The sequence below is a fragment of the Flavobacterium sp. Sr18 genome (genome assembly GCF_011064265.1).
In the GTDB taxonomy this organism is placed as follows: domain Bacteria; phylum Bacteroidota; class Bacteroidia; order Flavobacteriales; family Flavobacteriaceae; genus Flavobacterium; species Flavobacterium petrolei.
In genome coordinates, this window is sequence record NZ_CP049329.1 from 794,503 (window position 1) to 810,979 (window position 16,477).

Annotated in this window: 17 protein-coding genes and 1 rRNA gene; 13 read left to right on the forward strand and 5 right to left on the reverse strand. The window is 34.1% G+C overall.

Going from position 1 to position 16,477, the window contains the following annotated elements; all coding sequences use genetic code 11:
• The first annotated feature begins 61 nt into the window (after positions 1-61).
• The 7 genes from istA (at position 62) to G7A72_RS03590 (ending at position 9,313) form a co-directional block, all read left to right on the forward strand.
• Positions 62-1,609, forward strand: coding sequence for an IS21 family transposase (gene istA, locus G7A72_RS03560; RefSeq protein ID WP_165151421.1), 1,548 nt, complete (start codon positions 62-64; stop codon positions 1,607-1,609).
• 17 nt (positions 1,610-1,626) lie between these two features.
• Positions 1,627-2,364 (forward strand): IS21-like element helper ATPase IstB, encoded by a 738-nt coding sequence (gene istB / locus G7A72_RS03565; protein WP_113667236.1) that lies wholly within the window; start codon positions 1,627-1,629, stop codon positions 2,362-2,364.
• Positions 2,365-2,499: 135 nt separating this feature from the next.
• Entirely contained in the window at positions 2,500-5,592 is a 3,093-nt protein-coding gene (locus G7A72_RS03570) for a DarT ssDNA thymidine ADP-ribosyltransferase family protein (RefSeq protein ID WP_165151456.1), read from the forward strand.
• On the forward strand, positions 5,583-6,290 hold the full coding sequence (locus G7A72_RS03575) for a macro domain-containing protein (protein ID WP_241258570.1): 708 nt from the start codon (positions 5,583-5,585) through the stop codon (positions 6,288-6,290). Before G7A72_RS03570 ends, G7A72_RS03575 begins: the two co-directional genes overlap by 10 nt.
• Positions 6,291-7,077: 787 nt before the next feature.
• On the forward strand, positions 7,078-7,500 hold the full coding sequence (locus tag G7A72_RS03580; protein WP_165151457.1) for a hypothetical protein: 423 nt from the start codon (positions 7,078-7,080) through the stop codon (positions 7,498-7,500).
• Between the two features lie 107 nt (positions 7,501-7,607).
• Complete coding sequence (locus G7A72_RS03585) at positions 7,608-8,369, forward strand: HNH endonuclease (protein ID WP_165151458.1); 762 nt, start codon at positions 7,608-7,610, stop codon at positions 8,367-8,369.
• A 143-nt stretch (positions 8,370-8,512) separates the two neighbouring features.
• Positions 8,513-9,313, forward strand: a complete 801-nt coding sequence (locus G7A72_RS03590) for a hypothetical protein (protein ID WP_165151459.1) — start codon at positions 8,513-8,515, stop codon at positions 9,311-9,313.
• Between the two features lie 198 nt (positions 9,314-9,511).
• On the opposite strand, the gene G7A72_RS03595 is transcribed toward G7A72_RS03590, so the two are convergent.
• From G7A72_RS03595 to G7A72_RS03610, 4 genes are read right to left on the reverse strand one after another with little or no spacing between them, the layout of a single operon-like run.
• On the reverse strand, positions 9,512-9,688 hold the full coding sequence (locus G7A72_RS03595; protein ID WP_165151460.1) for a hypothetical protein: 177 nt from the start codon (positions 9,686-9,688) through the stop codon (positions 9,512-9,514).
• On the reverse strand, positions 9,678-9,911 hold the full coding sequence (locus G7A72_RS03600) for a hypothetical protein (protein ID WP_165151461.1): 234 nt from the start codon (positions 9,909-9,911) through the stop codon (positions 9,678-9,680). The genes G7A72_RS03595 and G7A72_RS03600 overlap by 11 nt, the downstream gene beginning before the upstream one ends.
• On the reverse strand, positions 9,908-10,318 hold the full coding sequence (locus G7A72_RS03605; RefSeq protein WP_165151462.1) for a DUF5675 family protein: 411 nt from the start codon (positions 10,316-10,318) through the stop codon (positions 9,908-9,910). Before G7A72_RS03605 ends, G7A72_RS03600 begins: the two co-directional genes overlap by 4 nt.
• 1 nt (position 10,319) lies before the next feature.
• The gene (locus G7A72_RS03610) at positions 10,320-11,075 is read right to left on the reverse strand and encodes a hypothetical protein (RefSeq protein ID WP_165151463.1); all 756 of its coding nucleotides are present in this window, start codon (positions 11,073-11,075) and stop codon (positions 10,320-10,322) included.
• A gap of 305 nt (positions 11,076-11,380) precedes the next feature.
• On the opposite strand from G7A72_RS03610, the gene G7A72_RS03615 reads away from it, so the two are divergent.
• From G7A72_RS03615 to G7A72_RS03640, 6 genes are all read left to right on the forward strand, one after another.
• Positions 11,381-11,599 (forward strand): helix-turn-helix domain-containing protein, encoded by a 219-nt coding sequence (locus tag G7A72_RS03615; RefSeq protein ID WP_126745055.1) that lies wholly within the window; start codon positions 11,381-11,383, stop codon positions 11,597-11,599.
• A gap of 5 nt (positions 11,600-11,604) precedes the next feature.
• Positions 11,605-11,937, forward strand: coding sequence for a HipA N-terminal domain-containing protein (locus G7A72_RS03620; protein WP_165151464.1), 333 nt, complete (start codon positions 11,605-11,607; stop codon positions 11,935-11,937).
• Positions 11,930-12,886 (forward strand): HipA domain-containing protein, encoded by a 957-nt coding sequence (locus G7A72_RS03625; RefSeq protein ID WP_165151465.1) that lies wholly within the window; start codon positions 11,930-11,932, stop codon positions 12,884-12,886. The genes G7A72_RS03620 and G7A72_RS03625 overlap by 8 nt, the downstream gene beginning before the upstream one ends.
• A gap of 956 nt (positions 12,887-13,842) precedes the next feature.
• Complete coding sequence (locus G7A72_RS16735) at positions 13,843-14,328, forward strand: phage integrase SAM-like domain-containing protein (protein WP_165151466.1); 486 nt, start codon at positions 13,843-13,845, stop codon at positions 14,326-14,328.
• A 305-nt stretch (positions 14,329-14,633) separates the two neighbouring features.
• Complete coding sequence (locus G7A72_RS16740; RefSeq protein WP_371807557.1) at positions 14,634-14,906, forward strand: tyrosine-type recombinase/integrase; 273 nt, start codon at positions 14,634-14,636, stop codon at positions 14,904-14,906.
• Between the two features lie 203 nt (positions 14,907-15,109).
• On the forward strand, positions 15,110-15,508 hold the full coding sequence (locus G7A72_RS03640) for an RteC domain-containing protein (protein ID WP_165151467.1): 399 nt from the start codon (positions 15,110-15,112) through the stop codon (positions 15,506-15,508).
• A gap of 817 nt (positions 15,509-16,325) precedes the next feature.
• On the opposite strand, the gene rrf is transcribed toward G7A72_RS03640, so the two are convergent.
• Positions 16,326-16,435: ribosomal RNA gene (rrf, locus tag G7A72_RS03650) — 5S ribosomal RNA — on the reverse strand.
• Positions 16,436-16,477: the final 42 nt, after the last annotated feature.

The window sequence follows — 16,477 nt, forward strand, 5'->3', positions numbered from 1 at the left end:
TTAAAAACTACTAACTTTTTCATGTTGTTAGCACCATACATTCGTTAAAAAAATACGGATTATGGCAAACAAAATAACAGACATGAGTAAAATTAGAAAAGCAATTAAATTCTACTGTAACGGGAAAAGTAAGTTATTCATAAGTAAGTACTTATCTCTTTCTAGAAATACAGTAAAGAAGTATATTTCTTTATTTGAAGTGCTAGGATTAAGTTTTGAAGTAATTAACGAAAAAACAGATGCTGAGTTAGAACTTTTGTTTTCACACACTACCGTGGAATCAATCAGTCCCAAACTGCAGATTCTTTATGATTTTTTTCCTAAAATGGAACGCGAACTAAAAAAAGTTGGCGTTACCATACAGCACATGTGGGAGCAATATATTGCCCTAAATCCTAATGGTTACCGAAGCTCGCAATTTGGACATCATTATAAAACATGGAGCAAACGAGTCAATCCAGTGATGCACATGAATCACAAAGCGGGTGATAAAATGTATGTGGATTATGCTGGAAAAACACTCTCCATCATTGATAAAGACACGGGAGAAATTAAAGAAGTACAATTTTTTGTAGCCATATTAGGAGCCAGTCAATACACCTATGCCGAAGCTTCCATGAGCCAACAAAAAGAAGATTTTGTTACTTCGGTAGAAAATGCTATGCGTTTTTTTGAAGGTACTCCTGCGGCAATTGTTCCCGATAATTTAAAATCTGCAGTAATAAAAAGCAGTCGTTTTGAACCCACAATTAATGAAACCTTAGCTGATTTAGCCGAACATTACCAAACTACAATCTTGCCTGCTAGGGCTTATAAACCCCGAGACAAATCATTGGTTGAAGGAGCTGTTAAGATCTTGTATCGAAGGATTTATGTAAATCTAAAAGAAACTAAATTCTTTTCTCTGGAAGAATTAAACCAGCAAATATGGGATTTATTGGATGCTCATAACAGTCGAAAACTCACAGGACGTCCGTACTCTCGGATAGAATTATTTTTAGAAGATGAGCAACAAAAACTAAGTCCATTACCACAAGAACGTTTTGAAATCAAATACCAATCCTTTGCAACAGTAATGCAAAATGGGCATGTTCAATTAAGTCAGGACAAAAATTACTATAGCGTTCCGTATCAATATGTCAAGAAAAAAGCGAAACTATTGTATACCAAATCAACGGTAGAGATCTATCACAAATACAATCGAATAGCCATCCATCCAAGGAATTACAAACCTTATATCTATACCACAATCCCGGAACATATGGCTAGCACGCATCAATTTGTAGCTCAGTGGAGTGCTGCCCGCTTCATTGATTGGGCCAGTAGTATTGACGAGTCAGTAGCAGAATATATTATGCAAATAATTGAAAGTAGAAACCATCCTGAACAGGCTTATAAAAGTTGTTTGGGAATATTAAACTTCGAGAAAAAGGTAGGGAAAGAGCGATTAATAAATGCCTGTAAGCGGGCACTTGATTTTAAAATTTACAATTTTAAGACCATTCAAAATATTTTAGAAAACAACTTAGATCATATCGAATTTGAACAAGAACCTGAGCAGGAACTTCCAATTCACGCTAACATAAGAGGAAAACAGTATTATAATTAAATTAAAACACAGTAATCATGAATGAATCCACAGTAACAAAAATGAAACAAATGAAGCTTTACGGCATGCACAATGCTTTTAAAACAGCCATTGAAAGCGGAAAAACAGACCATTACACGCTCGATCAGTTTGTATCGATGCTTATTGATGCCGAATGGGATGAAAGGCACAATCGGCGTATTGCCCGCAGTATCACCAACGCCCGATTCCATTACAAATCAAATATTGAAAGTATCAATTTTGACCAAACCCGTAATCTGGATCGAAATACCATACTGCGTCTGGCAGAATGTGAATTTGTCGAAAAAAATGAAAACATTTTAATAACGGGAAGCACTGGTGTAGGCAAAAGTTATTTAGGCACAGCATTGGGTTATCAAGCCTGTATCCAAGGTTTTAAAGTAAGTTATTTTAATACTTCGAAGCTGTTTGCTAAATTAAAAATGGCCAAAGCAGATGGTTCTTACCTGAGAGAATTGGCCAAAATAGAACGGCAAGATGTTATTATATTAGACGATTTTGGACTCCAAGCTTTGGATAGCAGTAACCGAATTACCCTTTTAGAGATCATTGAAGACAGGCATAATAACGGTTCTATTATTGTAACCTCACAAATCCCAGTGCAAGGCTGGTATGACATCATTGGAGAAAAAACCATAGCTGATGCCATTTTGGATAGACTGATTCATCAATCTCATCGACTCGAATTACATGGAGAATCCATGAGAAAAAAAAGAGGGATAAACAAAGGCTAATATTTAAGTATATTTGAATACTAATTAACAGATGAAAAAGAGTAGTTTTTAATGAAAAATGGGGTGGTCATTTTGCTCCGGAATTAGGTGGTCATTTTGAATTGGAATCAGGTGCTCACTTTAAATTGGAATTGGGTGGTCAATATCACTGGAATTTGCATTGCCACTACTAAATTATCTAAAACTGATATTGTAAATAATTTAGAAATTGGAACACCTTTTTGGGATTGGGACTTTATTATAAAAAATATTTTTACTGTTAGTGTTGATTTAAAACTAGAAGATGGTATACTCGCTAATATTGCGAGTTGTATATCTGTTCTTGATGATGAAAAGAAAAAAGAAATTTGGAAGATTTTAACTTCTGTATTTCCAATTGACATACTCTATAAATATATCGATGCCACTTCTACAAATATTACTTTTGAATGGGATTGGGATTATATTTCAGGACATAAACATATACCGACAGATTTAGTCAGCCTTAATAAATTTAAGTATAAATTAAATTGGACTATACTTTCTGATAATGATTCAATTAAAACACAATTCAATCAAGCCAATTGGGGAGATGATAAAAAAGGATATTTAGTAAATCTTAAAAAATATTTGAATCAATTTTTAGACAAATGGAATTGGAAAGTACTCTCTACCAATCCTCATTTAAATTGGAATCGGAATATTTTGCGGGATTTTGTAAAACAAGATTGGGATTGGGACTATTTGAGTGAATATGGTGATTTTTTGAAAAAAGGAAAAAATGATACAGATGATTATTTAGTAAAACTTTTAAATCAATTTCCTATTGATTATGCTTCGTTTTCAAAACGACAAAATTTAATAATATCGTCTAACACAATTCAAGCTAAGGCAAATGAAAATTGGGACTGGATTGTGCTATCTCAAAATCCTAAAGCTGAAATATCAAGTAGTTTATTAGTCGATCTAAAAGAAAAAAACTGGGATTGGATTACTTTATCCAAAAATTCGAAAGTTGAGATATCAAACGAGACTATTTTCAAACTAATCGATAAAGATTGGGATTGGAATTCATTATCAAATCGTTCTAAATTAATTTTCTATTTAGAATTTTTATCTAAAACTTTATCTAAAACATGGAACTGGAAAGTCGTTTCAAAGCATAAATCATTTATACCAACATTAGAAATCTTAACTCTAACCCAAAAATTTGAATTGGATTGGAAACATTTATCAAAACACTCAGACTTAAATCCAACACGTGAATTATTAGCGAAATTTGAGGACAAATGGGATTGGAATCATGTTTCTAAACAAAAATCTATTGATTTTAAAGACATTGATCTAATTTTACGTTTTATTGACAAATGGGATTGGACTTACCTTTGTGAATCTGGAAAGATTGACTTAAACAAAGAAACATTAGTTAATTTTAAAGAATACTTGAACTGGGATTTACTTTCTCAAAATACGAGTATTGAATTCACCAAGGAATTGATTCAAGAGTATAAACCATTTTGGAATTGGAATCATTTGAAAAACAACAATCGAATTAATGAATTATTAGGAGATTATGTTCAAGAAATTATTGAAGCATCTCCCAAATTAAGATTTATTAATAAAATTGCAGAACAATATTCACCCTGGAAAGGTTCTGTTTATCATTTTTCAAACATTGATAATGCTATACAGATAATTAAGAATAGAAAAATTCAAAGTCGAAACAAAGCAAATATTTTAGGGGATGCAGCTGGAAATGTTGTACATCGTAGAAGTGATGCTCATGAATATTCTAGATTTTATTTTAGACCTCATACACCAACACAGTTTTATAATGAGTTTTTAGGAAAAAACACTAATGACGGCTATAGAAATAACAACTCCGACACTTGGGTTTCGTGGTACGAAAAAGCTCGTGGGTTGGGTTTTCCAAAATGTCCCTTACCCATTTTCTTTCGTTTTTCAATCCAAGAAATACTTTTGAAAACCAAAAACAAATGTTGTATTAGTAATGGTAATATGCAAACGACTTCAACATCTTTCGGTTCAATTGAATCAATGATCGACAAATTTGGTTTTGAAGACTTATTTTATACTCCAGGACAATACTCTACAAAAGAAGACTATAATAGGTACCGTGATTTCGCTCAACAAGAATTTCTAATTCAAGATGAACTAGGTTTTGACGAATTGAATAATTTTGAAATAGTTTGCCCAACAGAAACAGATAAAAAATTGTTGATTTCATTAATTGGGAATGAAAACAGAGAAATATTCTCAAAAATTGTTGTTGACAGTAGTTATTACAACAATGAAAATCCTCGAATTAGAATCACAAACAATGAAACAGAAACGAGGATAGAATCTGAATTTAAAGGAGAAGGATACTTAAATCTCTATCCCTCAAGCAAAATCGATCCGAACAATATTATTACTGGTGACATCGAACGGATCAACAACGACAAATTGATTTTTAAATCTCATCTGGTTTTAAATAATTACCACGAAGATTTCAAAGTTACTTTTACAGATGAATCAAAAAGAGAATGGTTTGTTTATTCCAACAAAACTTCTAAATCTTTGAACTTAGTAAATGAATTCAATTTTAAAGATTTTAAAGTCGACAGTTTGATTGCATCTTTATCCAATTTAAGTACTACTATTTCTCAAATGTATAACTCGACTGTAAGGCATTACAAACTACTTAATCATACAAAACTAGTTTGTAATCAATTTGAGAAATACTTCTTAGAAAACAATTGTAAGATAAATTTGAATTTATTTAGAGTGTTTTTGGCATTACACGATATAGGAAAGCCCATGGCGTTTAAAAACGGAAATAAGGATAATCAATTTAGATACACTATCGAAATTATTACGTCTATTTGGAAAGACTTGCCATTTAATCAGCAGGATCTCCAAACAGTTTTAAGCTTAGTTTCAAATGATTGTCTCGGTGAATATTATCAAGAAAAACTTTCAATTGAAGTCACAAAGAAATCCCTAATAGGATTATCTAAAAAAACTAATCTATCTATTTTTGATTTTTTAAAGCTTTACATGGTTTATTACCAATGTGACACGGCAGCCTATACAGCCGATGCTGGTGGTTTGAAATTTTTAGAACATCTTTTTGAATACAAGGATGGAGAAAAAGTATTCGATAAAGACGAAGAACTAATTAAATTTTCGCCAAAATATTGGAAAATGTATTTAAATCTAAAAAATGAAATTGAATTATGTCTATAAAACATATTAAAGGTAATATTTTCAATACAAAATGCCAAACTATTGTAAACACAGTAAATTGTGTTGGTGTAATGGGTAAAGGAATCGCATTGGTACATAAACTGCGTTATCCTAATATGTATATAGAATATAAAGAACATTGCAAAAACAAACTAATTAAACCCGGTTCTTTATGGTTGTATTCAAAACAACAAAATGCTCCATGGATATTAAACTTTCCAACCAAATTTCATTGGAAATATCCTAGCAAAATGGAATGGATAGAAGATGGATTAAAAAAATTCGTAGATACTTATGAAGAAAAAAAAATAACATCAATAGCATTCCCTTTACTTGGTACTCACAATGGAGGACTAGATACTGAAAAAGTAAAAGTCTTAATGAATGAATATCTAGACAAGTGTTCAATTGAAATTGAAATTTACGATTATGACCCTAATGCAAAAGATGATTTATTTGAGCATTTTAAAATAAAATGGCTATCTATTGATTCTAATAATTTAAAAATTGAAACAGGTATTCAACCACAATATGCAAGGAAAATAAATGATATTATTGAGTCTGGAGAAGTCAATTCAATGATTTCACTAGCTAACTATGAAGGTATTGGCGAGAAAACTTTAGAAAAGGCATTTAATTATGTTATGAATTTCAACCATCAAAATAATGCGCAAATGACATTTCCTCTAACGGATTAGCAATGTTAGAAGAATATTTTTATTAAGCATGACGGGCAATCAAGCGGTCTCTCTTCGGTCGTTCTCTTTGTTCCGTTCGGCAGCTCCAGTCGGTTGTGCCGCCCTCCGTTCCGCAGACACGATTCAGCCACAAAATAAACAGCAGCTTGAAAATAAGCAGCTGTTTTTTTGCGCTGTCTCGTTCCTCATCTCCACACGTTCTCTTCCTGCGTTCGGCAGGGCTTATGCATCCACAATACCGCTTCATTCCGTTCCTCTCCGCAAGCTACGTTCCACTGCATTCCAGCAGTATCATCTCTGCCGCCCTTTGTTTTTTCAGCGGTTGCTCCTTCGCACAACCATCGGGGTTGGCTCCGTGCCGTGAAAAACGGCACTTTGCCCTAAATCAAGGAACGCCATAGGCTGTCTTATATTTTTTCCCCGCCGTGTTACGCTGCTAGCCCTTCTCTCCACTTCGCAAGGGCTACGTTCCATTCCCGGTCTACCGTGGCTGTTCGATTGCCGCAACTCCGCCACTGCACTCCTCGAAAAACAATAATTTCCGCTATCGCTACAATCATCATTTTCTGCGGTGCTTGGGGGTGTTAAAATCTTCCACGACAACTATAGTGCATTTTCTTGAAAAGAAAGAGAAAAAAATCCAGCAAATTTAGCATCCATTCCTCACTTCCAGTCGGTCGTGCCTTCCTCCATTCCCGTTCGTCATTTCTGCTTTTATAGTGGCTTTCTTTTTTTCTCTTTTTTCTTTTCAAAAAAATTAAGTCGAATTTTTTAAACCAACAGCACTATGCCAAATTTCATCATCAAGACCCACCAAAAAGACACCGCTTACAATGGAAACCAAATCTTTATCCTCAACAAAGGAATGAACTCCGGCAAGCCCCAAAAAGAACCATTTACCAACAGCTTTGTTATACTATGTCCAGACGAAAAGGATACAGAAACAATCTACTGGCTTGCCTATAGCCTTTGGAAATCCAACTTCTGGCACCAATTTTTAATTGGGTCCGTAATTCCTTTTTTGCGCGTCAAAGATTTCAAGAAAGATTTTGACTCTAAAGTAAATGCAATGATGCAGGAACACGAGCTGCACCAGAAACAAGTCCAAGCGTTGAGGTTGCTGGAACAGAAAGAAGATCAATTGCATCAAAACATTTCACTTATAAACGAAATGCGTATTGCCATTCTATGTTCCTACTGCAAGAAATAAAAAATAGAACTTATAAATTATGATTATGTATATTTGAAAGAAATAATGTCTGATATATATCTTACATTTCGATAAATTAAATGATATTTTAGACAATTGGAATAATAATGAATTGTATCTTTTGCGATAAGCCAAATATAGCTAAATCAATTGAACACATAGTTTCAGAATCTTTTGGAAATAAAGATTACGTAATGGAAAGAAGTTCAGTTTGTGATGAATGTAACTCAAAATTTTCAAAATTTGAAGACAAAGCATTATCAAATTCTATATTCGTTTTCGAGAGAGCACGCTTGGGAATTGTTACAAAAAAAGGAAAAAATGTTAAAGGACAAGTTAAAAACATAAAGGTTGAAGGTCATCAAGACTTTAAAAAGCAACATATTTCTATTCAAGGAATAAATTCAAGTAATTTTAAAAACTTTGATCCAAAGACAAAAACTGGTCAATTGTATGTTGAGTCATTTGATAAGAGCGAAGAGTCAGCTTGTAAATTGGCTTTGAAAATTGCTTTAGAGTCAATATTTACATCAAGAAAAAAAGAAATCTTTAACAATTATGATTTTACAGAGTTAAAAGGATATTTGACTAATGAGAACACTAAGAGTTGGCCTTTTATAATGTCCGACTATGAACCTGCAAAATTTACAAGTATTCCTAAAATGACTGTTAAACATAATTTAAAGAAAAATAGAATCGAACTGACATTTTTAGAAATTGATGAAAAAACTTTACTTTTTAAATTTACTTTTGCAGCTGTGAGTATTACTGTAAATTTATTGAGTCGTAATTTTAAATGGTCAGAGATATTTATTGACAAAGATAAAAGAATACAAATATATCCTAAACATTTTAGAAAAAAAATATAGGAAGATTAGGTTGGCGATATTGCTCGATTTTGCAAATTGTAACAGTTTTTTTCACATATCTTCGTTTTACTTAACAGAAAGTATTTTGTTCCAAATTCCACAATAGAATCAAAACAGTTTAATTTTAAAAAAATAAATGGATTATGACATTATTATTAAGTTGGGTTGGAATTGACTCAAGGAAAATTTCAAGTGTTTACATTGCGAGCGATAGCCGCTTTTCTTGGGATAGAACCTCAGTATTTGATTACGGACAAAAAGTTTTCTCTTTTAGTAAAAGTCCTGATATTTTAGGATATTGTGGTGATGTACTTTATCCAACAACGGTTTTAAATCAAATCTTAAGTATGGGAGAAGAGGAAATTCTTTTTACAGAAAACTCAAATCGATTTGAAAGAGCAGAAAAAATTTATTCAGAATTAAAACAAAAATTTGAAGAATATCCTGTTTCTAAATTAGATAAATCTATTGAAATTATTCATATTTCACGTGATAATGAAATTGATTTTTTATGTACTATTTTTAAATGGACAAAAATAAACGGTTGGACAAAAAAAGAAGAAGAAATTCCGAAAATATCTGATAAAATAATAATTTTAGGTTCTGGTAAAGAAGAATATTATGAAAGATATAAAGAGTATTTTCGTGGTAATAGTGGAAAAACAAGTAGAGCGATATTTCAATCTTTGTGCCACAGTTTATTAAAAATGAAGGATTTAAAATGTGGAGGCGCACCTCAATTAGTTGGTTTATATAATCGATTTAACGGAAAGAAATTTGGAGTAATATATGAAGGTGATAGATATTTTATGGGAAAAAAGATTGAAAGTTCAGAAAAAATCAATAATATTGAATGGAGAAATGAATTGTTTGAAAGAATTGATGGAAAAACAATAAAAATATTAGACGGAGCTCAAAAACAACCAAACGAGTTGTATCCGTGATGAAGCGAGTCCCTTTACCTCCACAATGTAGTTATAAAAATGGGGGTGGCGAGCAGAATGCCTGGGCCTTGGTGAAATTAAGTAACCAAGGACTCATTGGGGTTCAAAAAATTACTATAGCAGTAAATAACAAAAAAGCCAGGTCTCACGACTTGGCTTTCTTAGTTAGCCTGGAAAAGGTTACCAATCATAACCAGACTATTTATTTTTAGATTTTGTCAACCATTTTAAAAGGAGAGAAACCATAAAACTGGCAGTGGCTCCCACGACCGCTAAGATAATTGTTTTTGCAATATCTTCCGAAAGAATATTGGGCAAAATGCTCAAAAATGTTCCGGATACGGTTCCAGCTCGGAGGGAAATATTAGTCTCCATCTCTAGGCTTATTTAGGTTCTCCTCCGCAACAGTCAATTGACTCACCGCAGATATTACACCTCCTGCAACTGCCATATAACCTGCGACAGTTACCACCGTTAAGGGTAAAACAATGGGTGCTGCCACAATTGTTCCACTGATGGCCAACAAAGCCAAACCAATAGTTCTCAAAATTTTGAAAAACTTGGGTGTGGGTGCTTTTATTCTTTCTACTATTTTCATACTATCTCTTTTTTAGACTGGATACTAATTTTTATTTCTTGTTTATGTTCTAAAGCTGCATAACCTATCGTTTTCAACTTTTCCAACGATTTTCGGGAGGAACTTCCCTTTCCAATTCCGGTGTGTTTCGATACAGGAGCAATGCAGCCCAACAACTCTTTCTTGGCGTCATTGGCGGGATGGATTAAAATCAAATCTCGTCCCGGAACATTCATCAAATGAAAGTGCCATTTGAATTTGGGGCTAAACCGCTTCTGCAAGATATATTCTCCCTCGGGAATACAAGAAATACGCTTTTGGTTTCCCAACCAGGGCAATTCGATGATATAACAAACTATTGTGCCGTTCCATTCTATAACCCCTTGCGTTCCCTCGGGAAAATAAGTCCGTGTCAATACCAGGACCACCCTACAATCCGCTCACCGGAACCAATGCCAATGGGTTGTAAGCACCATTTTTCAATGGGTACATTTGTGCATTAACTTCTTGGTAAAACTCCAGACCAAGAGCCAAAAACAAAGGTTTTGTGCTGGCTGGAGTCACCGTATTCACTTGGTTGATGGCAACCGTAGCCACAGCATCCCAAGGTAAAATGGCAGTTTCCGAATGAGCTTCAACGAACGTTTCTGTTTCAAAATCAATTTCTGCTCCTGCAGATATGATTTTAAAGTGGGTGGTTCCACTCGGTGCAGCAATCATATTTGCCGGAACAAACGGATCCAGATCAACAGTGATTTCACCAGTCACACGGTCAATTGCTCCCACAAATGGGGCAAATAAACTAGTGCCTAGTTTCCCTCTGATGTTGAATTCAAAGCCGGCAAGCAATTCTGCTTCACCATCAATTACATTTCGTAACCCTCTCACGCTGGTCACGTCTGCCTGAATTACCTCAACCATTTTTTGAGTCAATCTACTCACCATTCTACCATCGGCAGTATTGATGAGCAAAGCTCTCAAGGAAGTTCTCAAAATCTTCCCAGCCTTCCCGGCTCTACCAAACTCAGAACCGTTCTCACGTGTTCTTTGGAACGCAGGATCATTCTTGATTCTGCTGGCGTCAATTCCGCCTTTTTCACGAGCCAAATGCCCGTCCTGTGTTTTGTAAAAAGTAATATCTCCGATAGTACCTTTCAACTTAATTATGCCTTTTTGCCTTGCCATAATTTCTAAATTTTTAAATTAATAATGTTTCAAATTCCCTCAATCATCATCCTGTTGCAACATCCTTCGATTGATTTCGAAACAAAGATTACACTTAAACAAATAATTTAGAACGCAGCTATATTCCATATGTCCTACAGTGGTATAAATTGCATTTAAAAGCATAAATATCGCTCTGTTTCTAGAAATCTATCCAAATATAAATTATATGCGTTTACATATAAATATATTTTATTCAAACAAATTATATGCTTTTAAATATAATTTACTATATTTGCTTAAAATCAATGCAAATGCATATAATTATGAACACACTAGCGGATTTTGTTAAAGAGAAAAGAAACGAAGTAAAACTCACCCAGGAAGCCTTTGCGGAACGGGCTGGAGTGGCACTTACCGTCATTCGAAAAATAGAACAGGGAAAGGAAAACCTCAACCTCGAAAAAGTAAACCAGGTACTCAAAATGTTTGGGCATACCTTGGCTCCAGTCAATGCGAGAGAATTATCCAAAAATGAAGACTAAATAAAATGAGAAAAGCAGCCGTATATTACAAAGAGTTTCTGGCGGGCATCCTCACCGAAACGGATGACGGAGACTACACCTTCGAATACGATGAAAAGTATGTGATAGAACATCCCAAGGAAGGCATCACCTTGACGATGCCGGTACGATCAAAAACCTATACCGAAAAACGGTTATTTCCTTTTTTTGAAGGATTGATCCCAGAAGGATGGCTTTTGGATATTGCATCCAAAAACTGGAAAATAAATCAAAATGACCGTATGGGATTGCTATTGGCCTGTTGCCAGAACTGCATCGGAGCGGTTAGTATTCAACCAATATCGAACGAAAATGAGTAAGAACTGTCTATATTGCTACAAAACGTTGGAAGACAATAGTGTTGTTGATTTTCACGAACAATGCAGCCTAGAGTTTTTCGGCACCAAACAACCGCCGGCATTTGAACATTCACTAAAACAAATGGCAGAATTAGCCAAAAACGTGGTGGAACGAAGTGTGGCAGTTCCCGGCGTGCAACCCAAACTATCACTCTCCATTGTGAATGACGCTCTGCAGGACGGAAACAGAGGTCGTCTTACCGTTGTCGGTGCCTTGGGAGGAAATTACATTTTCAAACCACCATCCACCCAGTATCCTGAAATGCCCGAAAACGAGCACCTGACAATGCGTATTGCGGAAGCTTTCGGAATTAACACCGTAAAATCAAGCTTAATAAGACTGCAGTCGGGTGAACTGTCCTACATCACCAAACGTATCGACCGAACAGATGCAGGAGAGAAAATCCACATGCTCGATATGTTCCAAATCACGGAAGCTTTTGATAAATACAAAAGCTCGATGGAAAAAGTAGGCAAAGCCATAAATGAATACTCGGACAACACACTGTTAGATAAATTGTATTTTCTGGAATTGGGTATTTTGAGTTTCCTTACCGGGAACAATGATATGCACCTGAAGAACTTCTCGATGATCCATTCTGGCGAAACTTGGACATTGGCTCCAGCCTATGACCTATTGAACGTGGCCATAGTAAACCCGGACGACACCGAGGAACTCGCCTTAACCATAGAAGGCAAAAAGAAAAAACTCAAATGGGAAAATTTTGAAAGACTCGGCATCAACCTCGGACTTAACGAAAAACAAATAAAAGGAATTGCGAAGCGCTTCCAGAAAAACAAAATTATCGCTATCCAATGGATCAATAATTCATTCCTATCGGAGGAATACAAAGAAAAATACAAGTCCCTGATGGAAGAAAGATACAGAACCTTATTTCAGCAAGAATAAACGCATTCTTTTTTTGATTAATTTTACTCCAAGAAACTTTGGCCAACAGTACTTTAATGTATCTCAAAGCCTAGTCAAAGCTATAGATAGTGTATGAAAATCGAAAACAAGAGGTTGTGTATCTACCCAAAGGACATACAGCGCATTACCGGGAAGAGTTATCGCCAAAGTGTGAGATTAATGCTAAAGATAAGAACCGAGCTTAATAAGCACGTAAATGAGTTTGTATCCATCGAGGAATTTTGCCAATACACAAGCTTAAAAATTGAACAGGTTGAACCTTTGATAATTGGATAAAAATTATGTTTAAGGTGTTTGAAATTTGAAGCTAACCAGTTCAATAAATAGTATGCTACCCGTACAAATTTTAGTAATTTAAGTATGATTTCTTGAAGTTTTTTTTGTAAATTTGGAGTATCAATTCAGATGAAAAACTGCATTAATTTGAAGGGGCACTAATAGGGGCACTTGAAATAAAAACATATATAGAAAGCTATATATCAACCACATAACGAAGAGTAATCAATCCCTCTTTCTCCGCCAGTAGAAATACAAATTGAATTAAAACCCTTTAAATCGTATGATTTAGAGGGTTTTTTATTTTATACCCCCTCCAAAATATTCATTAATGCGTGTCCTTAAAGGGATAAATTCTGGTACCCGAATACTCAAAACATTTGGGTAACCGATTTTTATCTTAAGCTAGAAAACACAAGGCTTATGAACATATTTCATAACATGTTCATTTGTTGAATAGCTACATGTTTAATCACCTGTTTACTATTCAAACATCTTGTATAGAAGTCTTTTTAGAATTAAATTTAAGTTTAACTAAAAAGGTTACCGCAATGAAAACAAAAGTATCTATTCTCTTTTACGCAAAGAGAGCAAAAGCCAGTGTAAACGGTTTAGCACCTATCTACACTCGAATTACTGTTAATGGCTAAAGAATTGAATTGAGCACAAATAGATTTGTCGAAATTTCAAAATGGTCCACGGAAACTGGTAAAATGAAGGGCAGTTCACAAGAAGCCCGTTCAATAAATACTCATCTAGACATGTTCAAAATCAAGATTATTGATGTACAAATGGAACTTATCCATAAAAACATCAATATAACTTTTGAGGTACTTAAAAACAGACTGCTCGGAACCCAAGAACGCCAGAGAACCCTTATCCCAATTTTCAAAGATCACAACAATAAAATCAAAGAATTAGTGGGTAAAGAATATGCGCCGGGAACACTAGAGCGCTACAATACCTCTTTAAAGCACACCACAGAATTCCTAGAGTGGAAATACAAAATATCTGATATCGAAATCTCTAAAATCGACCATGCGTTTATTACTGAGTATGAGTTCTATTTGAGAAGCGTTCGCAATTGTGCCAACAATACCGCTGTTAAATACATCAAGAACTTTAGCAAGATAATTAAGATTTGATTGGCCAATCATTGGATTCACCGGAATCCATTTGCTAATTATAAATCTAAAGTCAAAGAAATGGAGCGCGTATACTTATCAGAAGGCGAAATGCAAAACATAATCAACAAAGATTTCAAGACAGAAAGATTGTCCTTAGTACGCGATATTTTCCTATTCAGCTGCTTTACCGGCTTAGCGTATATTGATGTCCAAAACTAAACAAAGTCGCATGTAAGCCTTGGAATCGACGGAGAGAAATGGATATTCACTCACCGTCATAAAACGGAAACAGCCTCAAAATTCCGACACTTCCCCTAACACAAATGATTCTTGACAAATATGAAGATTATCCGGAATGCAACAATCAGAATAAACTGCTTCCCATTTTGAGCAATCAAAAAATGAATGCCTATTTAAAAGAAATAGCAGGTATTTGTGAGATCGAAAAAGAATTGACATTCCACATTGCCCGAAACACTTTTGCAACGACAGTAACGCTTACAAATGTCGTCCCTATTGAAAGTGTCAGTAAAATGCTTGGCCATAAAACTTACGAACCACCCAGCATTATGCTAAGGTCATGGACAAAAAAGTAAGTGAGGATATGAAATTACTTACCGACAAATTTGCTGCAGTGACTTCTCGACAAAAGAAAAATACAAACTAGCTATAAGTCATTGAAAATAAAAGAGATAAATAATAGTCCCTCTTAAATTTGTTTACGGGCCATTTATTAAACTATTTTAGATGATTTTTATTACTAAAACTAAATAAAAACTAACCAAACCTAAAATATTTTATGATCACATTCAGTCGCACATTATTATGTGAACTCGACGAAGAATTGCATGCCATATCATTTGATTATGATAACACAATAAGCATGAGTGATAAGTCAATCGAAACTTCGGTCACGTATTTACAGATTCTTAAAAATTACATGTTGGATAATGAATTTCAAACCAAGGAGAATGAAATTTATTTTTTCAAAAATATTAAACCCAAATTTTCTTCTAAATTAATTTACTTCAACAAAATTCGAAAATTCGAATCGTACAAGCCTCTTGGGAGTAAAAGAATACAGAGAGATTATTTAGAAAATGAATTGAATAAACTTAATATTTGTTTTGGAGAAAACACTGAGTTTTATAATTACTACCGATTAGGGGGCCAATCCCTTGACAACAAATTTTTATAAGAAACAGCTTTGAAATCTATATTATTAGCCAAATCTAAAAATAAGATACATAATGCTCCAGTTTTTATTAATTACAATACTGTAAAACGATTATTAGCTAGATTTATAAATCTAGAGAAAAATGGGCCGATAGCCTACAAGAAACAGTTATCATGTTTTATTTGAGTTATATCCTAATATAAAAGATGTCTATCAATGATTATAGCAATTAATAAGTATTTACAAATCATATAATAATAAAAAAATAGCTATACTTAATTAGCACAATGCTAGAGAAATATAGAGGAGTCTATGTTTAAGAACTTCAATATAGTCCTCAAAAGAATAACGGTTAATTACCAACCAACATTAAACTACTTCAAAATAGAAATACAAGTGCTTCAGCGGAGTATTTCAATACAAAAATTAAAGCTTTTAAATCGTAATTTAGAGCGATACGAAAAATTGTTTGTTCTTATTCAGATTATATAACATTTTTGGATAATTAAGACCCGAAAAAGTAAGTCAATCAGTATTTAAGGCTTTCAATACTATCTCAAGAACCATAACCAATCATTACAAAAAAATTTGCAATATTTTATTTTGATAATACGAGCACATATCGCATCTGTTGAATCATTCAATGCGCAAATAAATACGTTCAGAGGTAAATTTAGAGGCGTAAGAAATATAGAATTCTTCCTATTTAGACTCACTAATTTATGTTCTTAATTTATCTACTCTACAGGTTTTGGGATTGATCCGGCAATACCCAGACACTTCTTACCATTAAAACAAAAAAAAATCCTCATCAATTGAATGATGAGGATTCTTCAAAGAAAGGCGACGACATACTCTCCCACATAACTGCAGTACCATCTGCGCAGGCGGGCTTAACTACTCTGTTCGGGATGGGAAGAGGTGAGCCCCGCCGCAATAACCACCTTAAGAGGTTATAATTGCTTTGGGCAATTACTGTAATGTTGTTTA

Excerpts from the sequence above, each read along its gene's own strand:
- istA (WP_165151421.1), top strand. The coding sequence starts at position 62 with ATGGCAAACAAAATAACAGACATGAGTAAAATTAGAAAAGCAATTAAA.
- istB (WP_113667236.1), top strand. The coding sequence starts at position 1,627 with ATGAATGAATCCACAGTAACAAAAATGAAACAAATGAAGCTTTACGGC.
- G7A72_RS03575 (WP_241258570.1), top strand. The coding sequence starts at position 5,583 with ATGTCTATAAAACATATTAAAGGTAATATTTTCAATACAAAATGCCAA.
- G7A72_RS03580 (WP_165151457.1), top strand. The coding sequence starts at position 7,078 with ATGCCAAATTTCATCATCAAGACCCACCAAAAAGACACCGCTTACAAT.
- G7A72_RS03585 (WP_165151458.1), top strand. The coding sequence starts at position 7,608 with ATGAATTGTATCTTTTGCGATAAGCCAAATATAGCTAAATCAATTGAA.
- G7A72_RS03590 (WP_165151459.1), top strand. The coding sequence starts at position 8,513 with ATGACATTATTATTAAGTTGGGTTGGAATTGACTCAAGGAAAATTTCA.
- G7A72_RS03595 (WP_165151460.1), bottom strand. The coding sequence starts at position 9,688 with ATGGAGACTAATATTTCCCTCCGAGCTGGAACCGTATCCGGAACATTT.
- G7A72_RS03600 (WP_165151461.1), bottom strand. The coding sequence starts at position 9,911 with ATGAAAATAGTAGAAAGAATAAAAGCACCCACACCCAAGTTTTTCAAA.
- G7A72_RS03610 (WP_165151463.1), bottom strand. The coding sequence starts at position 11,075 with ATGGCAAGGCAAAAAGGCATAATTAAGTTGAAAGGTACTATCGGAGAT.
- G7A72_RS03615 (WP_126745055.1), top strand. The coding sequence starts at position 11,381 with ATGAACACACTAGCGGATTTTGTTAAAGAGAAAAGAAACGAAGTAAAA.
- G7A72_RS03620 (WP_165151464.1), top strand. The coding sequence starts at position 11,605 with ATGAGAAAAGCAGCCGTATATTACAAAGAGTTTCTGGCGGGCATCCTC.
- G7A72_RS03625 (WP_165151465.1), top strand. The coding sequence starts at position 11,930 with ATGAGTAAGAACTGTCTATATTGCTACAAAACGTTGGAAGACAATAGT.
- G7A72_RS16740 (WP_371807557.1), top strand. The coding sequence starts at position 14,634 with ATGATTCTTGACAAATATGAAGATTATCCGGAATGCAACAATCAGAAT.
- G7A72_RS03640 (WP_165151467.1), top strand. The coding sequence starts at position 15,110 with ATGATCACATTCAGTCGCACATTATTATGTGAACTCGACGAAGAATTG.